12 protein-coding genes are annotated in these 14,153 nt (G+C 57.0%); 6 read left to right on the forward strand and 6 right to left on the reverse strand.

Features of this window, described 5'->3' with window-relative positions:
• Positions 1-53: 53 nt before the first annotated feature.
• Both rhlB and LC073_RS07660 read right to left on the reverse strand, forming a co-directional pair.
• A complete protein-coding gene (gene rhlB / locus LC073_RS07655) occupies positions 54-1,583 on the reverse strand; it encodes an ATP-dependent RNA helicase RhlB (RefSeq protein WP_226645736.1) in 1,530 nt (509 codons plus the stop codon).
• A 49-nt stretch (positions 1,584-1,632) separates the two neighbouring features.
• On the reverse strand, positions 1,633-2,250 hold the full coding sequence (locus LC073_RS07660) for a DoxX family protein (RefSeq protein ID WP_226645738.1): 618 nt from the start codon (positions 2,248-2,250) through the stop codon (positions 1,633-1,635).
• 126 nt (positions 2,251-2,376) lie between these two features.
• On the opposite strand from LC073_RS07660, the gene LC073_RS07665 reads away from it, so the two are divergent.
• The 3 genes from LC073_RS07665 to LC073_RS07675 all read left to right on the forward strand — a co-directional run bounded on the left by LC073_RS07665 (position 2,377) and on the right by LC073_RS07675 (position 6,307).
• On the forward strand, positions 2,377-3,090 hold the full coding sequence (locus tag LC073_RS07665; protein ID WP_226645741.1) for an alpha/beta hydrolase: 714 nt from the start codon (positions 2,377-2,379) through the stop codon (positions 3,088-3,090).
• A 215-nt stretch (positions 3,091-3,305) separates the two neighbouring features.
• Entirely contained in the window at positions 3,306-4,697 is a 1,392-nt protein-coding gene (locus LC073_RS07670) for an MATE family efflux transporter (RefSeq protein ID WP_226645743.1), read from the forward strand.
• Positions 4,698-4,783: 86 nt separating this feature from the next.
• Entirely contained in the window at positions 4,784-6,307 is a 1,524-nt protein-coding gene (locus tag LC073_RS07675; protein WP_226645746.1) for a succinylglutamate desuccinylase/aspartoacylase family protein, read from the forward strand.
• A gap of 4 nt (positions 6,308-6,311) precedes the next feature.
• Here LC073_RS07675 and LC073_RS07680 read toward each other — a convergent pair whose 3' ends face one another.
• From LC073_RS07680 to hemA, 4 genes are all read right to left on the reverse strand, one after another.
• A complete protein-coding gene (locus LC073_RS07680) occupies positions 6,312-7,217 on the reverse strand; it encodes a cation diffusion facilitator family transporter (protein WP_226645749.1) in 906 nt (301 codons plus the stop codon).
• Between the two features lie 68 nt (positions 7,218-7,285).
• Positions 7,286-8,116 carry a peptide chain release factor N(5)-glutamine methyltransferase gene (prmC, locus tag LC073_RS07685; RefSeq protein ID WP_226645752.1) on the reverse strand — a complete coding sequence of 277 codons (831 nt, stop codon included), beginning with the start codon at positions 8,114-8,116 and terminating at the stop codon, positions 7,286-7,288.
• A gap of 38 nt (positions 8,117-8,154) precedes the next feature.
• Positions 8,155-9,237 (reverse strand): peptide chain release factor 1, encoded by a 1,083-nt coding sequence (gene prfA, locus LC073_RS07690; protein WP_226645755.1) that lies wholly within the window; start codon positions 9,235-9,237, stop codon positions 8,155-8,157.
• Positions 9,234-10,511, reverse strand: a complete 1,278-nt coding sequence (gene hemA / locus LC073_RS07695) for a glutamyl-tRNA reductase (RefSeq protein WP_226645758.1) — start codon at positions 10,509-10,511, stop codon at positions 9,234-9,236. The genes prfA and hemA overlap by 4 nt, the downstream gene beginning before the upstream one ends.
• A 234-nt stretch (positions 10,512-10,745) precedes the next feature.
• Between hemA and LC073_RS07700 the strand changes: the two genes are divergently transcribed.
• From LC073_RS07700 to ispE, 3 genes are all read left to right on the forward strand, one after another.
• On the forward strand, positions 10,746-12,557 hold the full coding sequence (locus LC073_RS07700) for a tetratricopeptide repeat protein (protein WP_226645761.1): 1,812 nt from the start codon (positions 10,746-10,748) through the stop codon (positions 12,555-12,557).
• Positions 12,541-13,179: a lipoprotein insertase outer membrane protein LolB gene (gene lolB, locus LC073_RS07705; protein WP_226645764.1), complete on the forward strand. Its 639-nt coding sequence runs from the start codon at positions 12,541-12,543 to the stop codon at positions 13,177-13,179. Before LC073_RS07700 ends, lolB begins: the two co-directional genes overlap by 17 nt.
• Before the next feature lie 64 nt (positions 13,180-13,243).
• Entirely contained in the window at positions 13,244-14,146 is a 903-nt protein-coding gene (ispE, locus tag LC073_RS07710) for a 4-(cytidine 5'-diphospho)-2-C-methyl-D-erythritol kinase (RefSeq protein ID WP_226645767.1), read from the forward strand.
• The last annotated feature ends 7 nt before the right edge of the window (positions 14,147-14,153 follow it).

Here is a 14,153-nt window from a genome sequence, read left to right on the forward strand (position 1 = left end):
CCTAAAACCTGAAGGCGCCAATAAGCCATAATGGCCTATTGGCATAATTGTGATCAGTAACGAGAGCGCCCGCGACCACCGCTGCGGCGATTATCGTGGCCCCCACGGCGATCCCTGTCGCCGCCACTGTGGCGCACTTCAACTCTCGGAGGCTCTTGTAGTAGCTCTTCCGGTGGCACTTCGCATTTGAGCTTCTGCCCCAGTAGCTGTTCGATTGGCTCCAATCGCATGGCATCATCTTCACAGGCGAAGCTGATGGAAGTACCCGTCTTACCGGCTCGTCCTGTGCGGCCGATGCGATGCACGTAATCCTCCGGCTCTTCCGGAAGGGTGAAGTTCACGACATGACTAATGCCGTCGATATGGATACCACGGCCGGCCACATCCGTGGCTACCAATACCTTGGTTTTACCGGACTTGAAGTCATCGAGAGTACGCACGCGCTTGTTCTGTGCCACTTCGCCCGAGAGTAGGCCGGCGGAAATGCCGTGGGCGAGCAGGTGTTCATGCAAGCGGCGACACTGATCCCGACGGTTGGCGAAGACAATCAGGCTGTCCACCTCATCCCGCTGCAAGATATTGTAGAGAAGTGCGTACTTCTCCTCACTAGCTGCCAGATAGACATGCTGCTCGACGGAATCGGTGGCAACCCGCTCCGGTTCGATTTCTACCACTACCGGCTCTTCGGTCCACTGCTCCACCAGGTCATCGACCTCTGGGGTGAAAGTAGCGGAGAAAAACATGGTCTGGCGATGGGTCTTGCGAGGTGTCTGACGAACGATTCGGCGCACCTGGGGAATGAAGCCCATATCCAGCATGCGGTCAGCTTCATCAATCACCAACACCTCTACCTGATCCAGGAAGCAATCGCGGTTGCCGACAAAGTCCAACAGCCGACCCGGTGTCGCCACCAAAATATCCACTAAACGCTCATTGAGATTACGCTGCTGCTTCTCGTAATCCATCCCTCCAACCAGGGTATGAATCTCCAGACCCGTGTATTTGCACAGCGCCTTGGCATCATCGGCGATCTGCATCACCAACTCGCGGGTAGGCGCGATAATCAGGGAGCGGGCCTCGCCGGCGTAGCGCTCCCCATCAAAGGGGTGACGCAACAGATCATCAATAACGGTTATCAGGAAGGCTGCGGTCTTGCCGGTGCCTGTCTGGGCCTTACCCACCAGGTCGTGGCCATTCAGGGTATGAGGGAGAGAACGGCCCTGGATCGGTGAGCAGTACTGGAAGCCCAGGTCGTGAATACCACGCATTAATTCCGCTGGTAGGCCCAGATCATGGAAACGGACCTTGCCCTCTTGTTCTGGAATCTGGAAGTCGTCCAGAGACCAGGGCGTTGCTGCTTCCGCCTTGGGAGTATGGGTGCGTTGGCGCCCCCTATGGGGACCTTTGCCGCTGCCCCGGCGTGAGCTCCCCTCACCTTGACCAGATTTCGCCTCGGCTTTTTGGCCCTTATGGGGCTTATTGGAGGGATTCTGGCCACTTTTACGCTGCTGGGAGCGTTCATCTCCCTGGCGGGGGCTCTTCTCCTCAGTAGAGGAGGATCGGCGGAACAACTTTCCTATCAAGTGAAATACTCGCTCAAATGTTCAAATAATCGGCGAGTATACCACCACTCTATGTGGATTCTCGCCCACTACAGTGGCGGCACAGCCAATAATCAATACTGAAGAAACGCCCGGCTCCACTGCATAACAGTACCAACAACATAATGAAGTAAGTCGCCGAAAACTCAATACCATTCTTCAGGACTGTGAAGCCGCCGGTCTCTGACAACCACTCATAGTTACCATGCTCTTTTAATAGCTCTACGGCTTTCTCTTTCCGGGTAATGGCCTCATCGATCATGTCCTCACGCCACTCCCAGGGGGCAATTAGGGTTTTATCCGGTAAAGCGGACCAACCATTCTCCCAGTGTGCCGTGACCGCAGCCACGGCCATCACAAACATTAAGGGTATCGCCACCAGCCGGGTGGCGATACCCAGGAGTAGGGCAATGCCGCCAAAAAACTCCGTCAGTGCCGCCGCCCAGGCCATGAACATCGGGGCTGGTAGGCCCAGCCCCCAGTCCGGATTGCCAAACCAGGCGGCCACACTGTTGATGTTCGCCATCTTGTTGAGCCCGGCCAAAATAAAAATCGGCGCCAGATAAATCCGCAACGCCAGAGGTCCCAGCCAGTCGATTTTCTGCACCCAGTGCACAAAGCAACCATACCAGCGACCCAGTGCATTCATAACAGAACCATCCTTATTACCCTTCTTTCAGTATATGTGTTCACTTTAGTCGAGCGACCCAGGCATCTCTTACACTGCCTCAGACTAAGCTTGTTCTTCCAAGTGGCATGATGGGGTGAGGACAAAGTGAATACCTATCTATTGGTGCACGGTTTATTTCTCGGGGGATGGTGTTGGGCTCCCGTGGCCAAGCTGCTGATTGCCGGCGGACATCGTGTGTTCACCCCCACCCAGACAGGCCTGGGGGAAAGGCATCATTTACTCTCCCCCTCAATTGGTATGGATACCTTTATCCAGGACCTGGTGAATGTGATCGAGTTTGAGGAACTAGAACAGGTCATTTTAGTGGGACACAGTTTTGGGGGCATGGCGGCCGCCGGTACCGCTGACACACTCCCCGAACGCATTCGCCATCTCGTTTATCTTGATGGAGCTATTCCCAAACCCGGCCACGCTTTTATCGAACAATTGCCTGAAAATATCCGAGAGAAACGCCTGGCAGAGGCAAAAGAGATTTGCGGTACCCGCTGCTTTTTACCCATGGACCCGGCTCAGTTGGGAATTAGGGACCAGGAAATATTAAATTGGCTGCGCCGTCATATGACCCCACACCCGGTGAAGACTTATTTGGATCCCATCCAAATGAAATTGCCCCCTGAGCAGGGGCCGGCCTGCACCTATATTCGCTGTACCAAACCCCACTATTCCCCGTCCAATAAGAGCGGGGAGCGCGCAAAAAAAAATCCGGGGTGGCACTACCGGGAAATTGACGTTAGCCATGGATGTATCTTTCTCACACCGCACAAAATTGCCAGATTATTAGAGGATATTTCTCGGTAGCGGCTGGGAGAAAAAGCGAATTGGCCGTAGAATAATCTGCCTTTTTTGTAGCGAAATATTCGTGCTGTATAGCTCCTTACAGCCCCTCGCTCTGCTTGAAAGGTCATTTGGCACAACTGACGGCCCGAATAGTTTTTTCTGCCCAACCCCGGCTGAACTTGGCTGATATACCAAAATCATCGACAGGCTCCGCCTTAATTAATCTGGTTTTTCCCTTGCTCAAGATTTACCGACGCGCCATCTCCACCGAACTCTCCCACCTCACCACATTGGGAGGCCCCCTGGTTGTCAGTAACCTGGCCGTGGTGAGCATGGGGGTTGTGGACACGATTGTTGCCGGCAACGCCGGGGAGGTGAACCTGGCCGGACTGGCATTGGGCTCCAGTATCTGGGCTGTGTGCGCGGTCACCCTAATCGGTCTACTCGCCGCGGTTTCCCCGGTTGTCGCCCACCTGCGCGGCGGTCGCGATGAAGGGGGCTGTGCCGCCCAGCTACACCAAGCGCTTTGGATCGGCTTGGTCGGCGGCATACTGGTGCTGTTCGCCTTACTCGCTGTTCCGGTATGGAGCCAGTGGATCGACACTGAAGAGCCAGTCCGGCAAGTATTGCAGGGTTATATCCTGGCACTCACGGTGGGCACTCTGCCCTTTGCCTTGGGAACCGCCCTGCGCGGCTATTGCGAGGGCATGGGGCAGGTTCGCCCGGTCATGCGTATTTACCTGGCCGCCGCCCTACTCAATATTCCCTTGGATATTCTCTTTGTATTTGGTGCCGGCCCCATACCCGCCATGGGAGGTGCCGGCTGTGGCTGGGCAACCGCTGCGGTCAGTACTCTGATCGCCATCGCCTTGTTCTGGCACGCCGCCACAGATCCGGTATATCACCAGCTCAAGCTTAAACTGATACCGCCCAAACCCAATTGGCCTATCTTGAGGCACCTCTTAGCGGTCGGGCTGCCAGTGTGTGTCGGCGCCGCCAGTGAAGTGACATTTTTTGCCAGCCTGACAATCCTACTCGCTCCCTATGGCGCAGCCATTGTGGCGGCACACCAGATTGGCATGAGTATCGGTTCAATTTTTTACCTGGTAGCGCTGGCACTGGCACAGGCTCTGAGTATTCGCACGGCACACCTGCTCGGCCAGAGCCGCCCAAAAAGAGCGCTATTTGCCGGCAAAGTGGGAATTGGCAGCGGTGTGGTATATGCGCTCGGTACCGGGGTATTGCTGATCACCTTTCGCCACCTGTTTGTACACGCTTATACCAACAATACGGAAATTATTGCAGTGGCGACCAACCTGCTGCTGCTCTGCGCTGCCTATCAGCTGGTGGACGCAGCCCAGGCTATGGCCTGGGGCGCGTTGCGAGGCTACAAGGACACCCGCGTGCCCATGTATATCCAGCTGTTCTCATACTGGCTGGTGGGGCTCTCCAGTGCCTATTGGCTCGGCGAAAACTTCTGGGGTGTATATGGCTACTGGACCGGCGTCTGTATCGGCCTGGGCACCGCTTCAATCCTTTTGGCGCTACGCCTGCGCCGCACTAGCCGCAAGGCTATCGTCAAAACCTGGGGAGTAGGGGCTAGATCACATTCCCAGGGAACGCTTTGACTATACTGGCGCTCCAAGTCCCCAAGCGTGCCGGGCAACAACAATAACCGGCACTGCCCGCACATGTTGTTAACCGGAGTTACCGAATGATCCCGCGCCTTTTTCCCAACAGGCCCCGGCGCCTGTTGAGCCTCGCCCTACTATTGACCTCAGTCCAAACCTGGGCCCTGAGTGACTCCAGCGGCGCGCAAGAAAAACCCCAAGAGAAAGCGCAGGAAAAAGTACAGGAAGAAAATCAGAAGGAAGCGGTTTCAAAGGCAGAAAACTTGAAGCTGGACCAACCGGTAATCACCGAGCTGGGCCCACCCACCGGCGTCGCTGAACAAAATGAAAATCCACAGGCAAGTGCAAAAGAGCCTCCCCAGGAGCCCCTACCGCAGGCAGAAAACCTGCAATTAGACCAGCCCATCGGCGAGCTTGAAGCGGCACCAACAAGCTCCACAAATAAAGAGGCGCAAGACAAACCCGCAGAAAAACCGGCAACTCCGCCAGAAGCTCCCCCTGCCGGCAATGTTTCCCTGGAAGTGGAAAAGGCCAAGCCCCTGCGCCTGCTCGGCGCCGAAGTTGCCCCGGCAACCTCCACCCGCTTGGCCTGGTCCCCCAGCCAGCACTTTGAAGGCGTCTACAGTCCCACCGCCGTATTGGTTGTCAATGGCGCCAATCCTGGGCCAGTACTCTGCCTGACCGCCGCCGTTCATGGAGATGAATTAAATGGCGTGGAGACAGTGCGTAGGGTCATGTACAACCTGGACGCGGAGCAGTTGAGCGGCGCCGTGATTGGCGTACCCATCGTCAACCTGCAGGGCTTCCACCGCAGCTCCCGCTACCTCACAGATCGCCGCGACCTAAACCGGCACTTCCCCGGAGACCCCAACGGCTCATCCGCCTCACGGATCGCCAATTCTTTTTTCCACGAGATCATCAGCCACTGCAATGCCGTGGTTGACCTGCACACCGGCTCTTTTTACCGCACTAACCTGCCCCAGTTACGCGGTGACCTGACCAACCCGAGAATCGTGAAAATGACCAAGGGATTCGGCTCCACGGTGGTATTGCACAGCGCCGGGGCCAAGGGCACCTTACGCCGCGCCGCTGTGGAGGCGGGTATTCCCACAGTAACCTTGGAAGCTGGCGCCCCGATGGTGCTGGACGAGCGCTCGGTGAGCCACAGCGTGAAAGGGATTCGCACACTGCTCAACCAGCTGGGCATGGTGAATAAATTCCGTCTGTGGGGGGATCCAGAGCCCGTGTACTACAACTCCACCTGGCAGCGCTCTTCCACCGGCGGCATTATTTTTAGCGAGGTAGAGCTGGGAGAATTTGTACGCAAGGGGGACTTGTTGGGCACCGTAACCAATCCTATCACCAATGTGCGCACGGAAATTCGCTCACAGCACAATGGACGTATCCTCGGTATGGCCCTAGATCAGGTGGTACAACCGGGCTTCGCCGCTTACCACATCGGCATCCAAGCTCCGCAGGAGCAAATCAGCCCACCGGAGGAGGTGGTCGCAGAAGAACCGCCGGTGCAAAAGCCCCAGTCCCAGGCAACGAATGCTGCAAGCGAACCTGGCGATGGCACCGCCGAATTACGGGGTGACGAGGATTAGCCCACTACTGTGGGTTACTCACCTTGTCGATGATCCTGGGCTGGAGTTGTTCGAGAGGCTCCGGCTGCAGGGTGATGTGATCAATATCAAAGCGCTTGATCAGAGTCTCCCGCAAGCGCTCCAACACCGCCGGCCAGGCGGTTAGATCATCCACGACGATATGTGCCGACAGGGAAATGGTGCTGGAGTCCAGGCGCCAAATATGCAAGTCGTGCACCGAACGCACACCGACCACAGCCGCCAGGGTCTCCCCCACCACTGGCAGGCTCAATTCCCGCGGCACTCGCTCCATCAGCACATCCACCGAGTCTCGCAGCAGGCGTACGCAAGAAATCAAAATCAGCAGACAGATCAACAGGGACAACAGCGGGTCAATTGGCACCCAGCCGGTAAAATATATCACCGCACCGGAAATTAACGCCGCCACAGAGCCCAACATATCCCCCATCACATGCAGGAGGGCGCCGCGAATATTAAGTGTGCGCTCACCCCGGTAGAGCACCCAAGCCGCAAGGATATTGATCAACAACCCGATAAAGGCAATCACCATCACCGTACTGCCGTGAACTGGCTCGGGATTACGCAGGCGATCAATCGCCGCAAAGGCAATGCCAGCGACAATCAACAACATGATCAGTCCGTTGGTGACCGCCGCCAGCACCTCAGCGCGGCCCCAGCCAAATGACAATTCCCGGTCCGCTGGTTTTTTGGCCAGTATTGCCGCCACAGCGCCTAGTGCCAGGGCGAAGGAGTCAGTGAGCATATGCCCGGCATCACTGAGCAGCGCCAGGGAACCGGATAACCAACCGCCGATGGCCTCCACAAAGGAAAACCCCAGTGTGAGGACCAGGGCAATAACTAATGGACGCAGGGCGCCGTTGCCCGTGCGGTGGTGGACGTGATCGTGCATAGATTCCCTCCCTATCAATCCTTCGGGATTCTTAATATTTTTTTGCGGCATCTACCCAGAAGTAGGGCTTAGTTTTTACGCCCCAGAGTAATGCGCTCCCAGCCGGAATAATCTTTGCGGCTCTCTACCGCGCAGTAACCCGCGGCGCTAAAAATTTCCCGTACAGACTCGGCCTGCTGCCAACCGTGTTCCACCATCAACCAGCCACCGCCTTGCAGAAAGTCTGCAGCGCCTCTGGCGATCCTTTCTATATCCGCCAGTCCCTCATGCGGAGCAACCAGCGCAGAGTGCGGCTCGAAGCGCACATCACCCTGGGCCAAATGTGGATCAGCCGCATCGATATAAGGGGGGTTACTGACGATCAGGCCAAACTGCTGTGGCGGCAACTGTGCAAACCAATCGCTTTCAAGGATCTGAACATTGGTAAAGCCAAGACGCCTGCGGTTTTCCTCCGCCAGTGCCAGGGCAGCCGGGGATTTCTCCGCGGCGACTATCTGCCAACCAGGCTTTTCCGAGGCCAGCGCCAGGGCAATAGCACCGGTGCCAGTGCCCAAGTCGAGTGCGCGCAATTTCTCTTGACGGCAGAGTTCCAGAGCGGTCTCCACCAACAACTCCGTATCCGGACGGGGAATCAATGTGGAGGCATTGACCTTCAAAGTAAGCGACCAAAATTCCCGCTCGCCGGTCAAGTGGGCCACAGGCTCACCGTTTTTGCGTCGCGCCAGCAGAGCATCAAACTCATCCTGCTCACTCGGACTCAGCTCGTATTCCGGCCAGGTATAGAGCCAGGAGCGCTCACGACCGAGAATATGCGCGAGCAGCACTTCCAAATCGAGTCGCGCTGACTCGCTGTCGATAAGCTCAACGCTGCGGGCGAGATTATCCTTCACACTACTCATAGGAATGTTCTACCCGATAGCAGCAAATAAAACGTCAACTACTGTCCCATTGCCGCCAGCTGATCCGCCTGGTGCTCGGTACGCAGTGGTTCAATCACTTCGTTCAAAGCACCCTGCATCACCTCATCGAGCTTGTACAAGGTCAGGCCGATTCGGTGGTCAGTCACCCGACCCTGGGGGTAGTTGTAGGTACGAATGCGCTCGGAGCGATCACCACTGCCCACCAGAATCCGGCGCGCATCAGAAATTTCCCGCGCGGCGGCCGCTTCCTGTTCGCTGGAGAGCTTAGCCTGCAGCAGCGCCATCGCCTTAGCCCTGTTTTTGTGCTGGGAGCGCTCATCCTGACACTCCACCACAATACCGGTGGGAAGGTGGGTCAGGCGCACGGCAGAATCGGTTTTATTGACGTGCTGACCACCGGCACCAGAGGCGCGATAGGTATCCACACGCAGATCGGCTTTGCTGATCTCGATCGCGTCGCGCTCGTCCGGCTCCGGCATCACCGCCACGGTACAGGCGGAAGTATGAATACGCCCCTGGGACTCGGTTTCCGGCACCCGCTGCACGCGGTGTGCACCGGATTCAAATTTCAGTTTGGCGTAGACATCCTCGCCGGCCACACGGGTGATAATCTCTTTGTAGCCACCGTGTTCCCCAGCATTCTCGCTGACGATCTCGATGCGCCAGCCCTGCTTTTCCGCATAGCGGGAATACATGCGGAACAGATCACCGGAAAATATCGCCGCCTCATCGCCGCCGGTACCGGCGCGAATTTCCAGGAAGACGTTCTTGCGATCGTTGGGGTCGCGGGGCAGCAGCAGGGTCTGCAGCTCGCGCTCCATGGGTTCTACCTGAACCTCTGCCTCGCGCAATTCCTCCAGGGCCATTTCGCGCATTTCAGGGTCGCTTTCGCCGAGCATTTCCCGCGCCGCCGCCATATCCTCCTGCAGCTGCTTATAGCGACCGTAGCACTTGACCACCTCTTCCAGCTCCGAGTATTCCCGCGACAGCTCGCGGAACTGATCCTGGTCGGAAATTACACTGGCATCGCCGAGCAGCGCAGAAACCTCTTCGTGGCGCTCCTGAAGGTTCTCCAGCTTGTTCAGTAGGGATTCTTTCATTTCTGTTTTTTCTCTAATTCGGTATCGGCGAGGTCATCGAGCCCCACCACTTCGCGGGCGATACGCAACCGCTCCAGGTCGCCATCCGCAGTCGCTTTTCTCAAGCTGATCGTGGGAGCATGAATCAATTTATTGGTCAGTGAGCGGGCCAGCTGCTCCATAAGGCGCCTGGGGTCTTCGCCCTTATCGAGCTGTAACAGTACTCGCTCAAGCTCGGTTCCACTGATTTGTTGAGCGCGCTGGCGGTAGCTGCGGATCGTGTCCACAGCGCCGAGGGCGCGCCCCTCTTTGGTAAATTCCGCCGCAGCGCTATCTACGATCTCCCCGGCGGCCTCGGCAGCGCGTTCGCGAGAGCGCATCCCCTCATCAATCACACCGCGCAGATCGTCAACGCTGTACAGGTAAACATCGTCGAGCTCGCCGACCTCGGTTTCGATATCCCGCGGCACCGCGATATCCACCATAAACATGGGGCTGTGGCGGCGCTTGCGCAGGGCGGACTCTACCGCGCCCTTACCCAAGATCGGCAGCTGACTGGCGGTGGAACTGATCACGATATCCGCGCGAGCCAGGTGCTCAGGGATATCCGCCAGCAGTATTGCCTCGGCTCCAAAGTTTTCCGCCAATAACTGTGCGCGACTCAAGGTGCGGTTGGCCACAATCAACTGCTTGATACCCTGGTCCAGCAGGTGGCGCGCCACCAACTCCACCGTCTCACCGGCACCGATCAACAGTGCGGTCTGCTTCTTCAGGTCGGTAAAAATACGCGAGGCCAGAGATACCGCCGCATAGGCGACAGAGACCGGATTTTCACCAATTGCCGTCTCGGTGCGCACCTTTTTTGCCACGGTAAACACCCGCTGGAAGACCCGGTGTAACTCACTGCCGACACTGCCACACTCCCGCGCCACGGCGTAGGCTGACTTGATCTGCCCCAGAATCTGCGGCTCCCCGAGGACCAGTGAATCAAGACCGCAGGCCACACGCATCATATGGCGCACCGCTTTCTCACCAGTGTGGATATAGCTGCAACCACGCAGCTGCTCCAGTGGTACCTGATGGTATTGCGCCAGCCACTGCAGCAGCGGCTCCGCCTCCACATTCCCATAGATCTCGGTGCGGTTGCAGGTAGAGAGAATCGCGAGCTCCCGGCAGTCGAGCGCCTTGCGCGCATCCCCCAGGGCACCGGGCATCACCTCGGGTGCGAAGGCGACCCTCTCGCGCACCTCGATAGGCGCACTGTCGTGGTTGATCCCCAGGGTAACAATTGGCATAGAGTTCCGTCGGCTAAATCTAGAGGCGCGTCATTCGCATTGGGGGCGCATTTTCACGGGCCGTCGCTTCGCTTGCAAGCTGGTGAGGCCGTTTAATTGTGCGCTGATTTGTGCAACCGGCCCAGGGGCCACACTCCAGAAGCCGATTCATGGCTAGAATTATATGGCGATAAACGTTTAAAACACGCCACTCTTACACCGCTTCTCCGCAGCAGCCATGTATGGATACGATCTATGCGCCCATCCCGCCACCCACACAATCCATGTAAAACCAAAGCTCCAGCGCTCTGTGCATTCTGTATGTCATTCGCCTACCTGCTGGGTGCCTGTGCTCAAGCACCGTCTCAACCGGCAATTGGCGAGGAACCCCAGCTCCAGACACAGGAACAGCGCAGCAATAAGAAGACAGCTGTCGCCGCAGAGGAAAGCGAAGCCCGCAGCTTTCCCATAGATACCTTTTACACACTGCTAGTGGCCGAAGTCGCCGGTATCCGCGAGCAGTACGATGTGGCTCTCGCCAACTACTACCACCAGGCTGAGGTCACCAAAGATGCCGGCGTCGCTGCGCGTGCGACCCGTATTGCACGCTTCCTCAATGCCCGCCAAGCCGCACTTCGCTCAGCGCAGCTATGGGCCGAACTGGAACCGGATAATGCAGATGCCCAGCTAGCCCTGGCTGCAGAGCTCACCCTGGCGGGTGAATATTTAGAAGCCTTGAAACACGCGGAAAAGGCGCTCTCCCTCGGCGGCAAGGCACCGATGCAATCCCTCGCCGCCACTGCCATCGGCCACGAACAACTCGACGATCCACTCCGCGCGGAATTCGCCCGGCTAGCCGAGATTTACCCTTACAACGATGAAGTGGTCATGGCCTACGCCATGGTGCTACGCGATGCCAAGCAGTACCAGCGGGCACTCGCTCTTGTACGCCGTGTCCAGGAACAGCACCCAGACCAGCTGGATGCGCCACTTCTGCAGAGCCACTTACTGGTGGACTTGGATAGGCGCAATGAAGCCATTCAACTGCTGGAAAATTTAGTCAAAATTTACCCGGAAGAAACCCGTTTACGTTTGCAATACGCACGCCTGCTAATCCGCGAAGACCTAGCCCTCGCCCGCCAACAATTCGCCGAATTGGTCAAGCAGCGCCCGGAAGACGGTAATCTGATCTTATCCCTGGCGCTGATCCACTATGAAACCAACCAGCTCGCTGAAGCCAAACCTTTACTCGACCGGCTACTAGAACTAGAGCAGCACGAATCGGCGGCACACTTTTACCTCGGTGGGCTCGCGGAGAAACAGGGCGACAACGACACTGCCGCCGCGCATCTCAAACAAGTACAACCCGGAACCGATTATGTGGAAGCCATCACCAAGGGCACCAAGCTGCTCGCGGCCAGTGGTAAACACCGCGAAAACAGCCAGTGGTTTGCCGAGTTGCGCGAGCGACACCCCGGCCAGGCAGAACATTTTTACCTGATGGAGGTCGAATTGCTGCGCAAGAGTGGTGAACCGCAAATGGCTCTGGAGTTGGCTGATCACGCCGTAGCCTCTCAAAGCAACAGCGGCCGCCTGATTTATATCCGTGCCCTGCTCAACGACCAGCTCGGCAATACTGCGGATTTTGAACGGGACTTACGCAAATTGCTGGAACGCGATCCGGACAACGCCACGGTTTTGAACGCACTCGGCTACAAGTTGATTGATGACGAACCCCGCCGCCCGGAGGCCCTGCAACTGATTAGCCGGGCCCTGGAACTCGAGCCCGAGGACCCGGCCATCATCGACAGTATGGGCTGGGTGCAGTACCGTTTGGGGAATTATCGCGCCGCGGAAAAATATTTGCGCCAGGCCCTGGAGAAACTGCCAGATCACGAAATCTCCGCCCACCTGGGAGAAGTACTCTGGGTACAGGGGAATCGCGATGCTGCACTTAAAGTCTGGAAAGACGGGTTGACCGCCAACCCTGAGAGCAAGATCATCCCGGCAGCGATGAAACGTCTGCAAATCAAAGAAACACTGGAACAACATGCATCTGACAACTGACGCCGCCAACCATAAGTTTTCCTTTCTACTGGTAACAGCCCTGACCCTGTTGATCTCCGCCTGTGCCGGCCAGAAAACCAAAGAACCCGCTGCGGCGGAAGGTCCCAGTGAAACTGCGGCCCCCACTTCGGTAGTTCAACTCAAGCAGTGGAGTATTAAAGGTAAGCTTGGTGTGCGCTCTCCCGCTGATAACGGCAGTGCCAACCTGACCTGGCAACAAAGCGGCCCACAAAATTTTCGTATTCACCTGAGCGGCCCTCTCGGTGCCGGCACTACGGTGATATCCGGTTCCGCCGGTGGTGTTAGCCTGGTGCGCGGCAATGAAGCCCCTGTGGTAGCGCGCGACGCCGCCCAACTCACCCAACAAACTCTGGGTTGGCCTCTGCCCGCCAGGGAAATGTTCTACTGGGTGCGAGGCCTCCCCGCTCCCGGGCCCAGAGGTGCCGAAAAACATAACGGCCAGGGTGAGCTACAGAGCCTGCAGCAATCCGGCTGGTCCCTGCATTTTAGCGATTACCAGCAAAACGGCCCCTACCTCCTTCCCACTCGCATTAAAGCCCAAACCAACGGTGTCACCGGACCGGTGCAGGTGACCCTGGTCATCAAGGAGTGGGGTTTTTAAATGCTGAACCCCTTGCATGCGGGTATTATGGTGCCACCAGAATTAACCGGCCCAACCATCCCGCATGCTGACCTTACCCGCTCCTGCAAAACTTAATCTGATCCTTCGCATACTCGGCCGTCGCCCCGATGGCTACCACGAACTGCAAACCCTTTTCCAAATTCTCGATTATGGAGACACCCTTGAGTTCTCCTTGCGGAACGATGGTGTTATCAGCGTGGACGCAGGCAGCCTGGATGTTCTCGAACAGGACAACCTGGTCTATCGCGCGGCCCTACTGCTGCGCAAAAGTGTACAGAAGCAAAACGTCGCTCTTCCCGGTGCCCATATCCACCTGAGTAAAAAACTGCCACATGGCGGAGGTATTGGCGGCGGCAGCAGCGACGCAGCCACTACCCTGCTCGGTCTTAATTATCTTTGGCAATGTCATTTATCGATCGAAAACCTCGCTGAACTCGGTCGACAGCTGGGCGCGGATATACCGGTATTTGTACGCGGGCACACTGCTTGGGCAGAGGGTGTCGGGGAAAAGCTCACACCACTTTGCACAGAAAAACGTCACTATTTAATCGTGGCTCCCGGCTGCCAGGTGAGCACTGCAAAAATTTTTTCCCATTCCCGTTTGACAAGAGATTCCACCGCAATTACATTAGCGGCCCTTCGCGAGGGGCAGCTCAATGAAAGGCCACTCAGCAGTGAAAAACTGGAATTATTTTCCGGCAACGACTGCCAGGCGCTCGTTGAGAGTCTCTACCCTGAAGTTCGCGATGCCCGAGAGTGGCTGCAGCAATTCGCTCCAGCACAACTCACCGGCACAGGAGCTTGCGTTTTTGCAGCCTTCGAAACTGAGCAAGCGGCCCGAGCGGTGCTTGCCAAGCTACCGCGAAAATGGCAGGGTTTTGTTGCAAGCGGTGTACAGGTTTCACCAGTACACCAACGACTCGCGAAATTAACCTCAAGCGATTGAGGAAAGA

The sequence above is a fragment of the Microbulbifer variabilis genome, from assembly GCF_020524905.1.
Classification (GTDB): Bacteria; Pseudomonadota; Gammaproteobacteria; order Pseudomonadales; family Cellvibrionaceae; genus Microbulbifer; species Microbulbifer variabilis_A.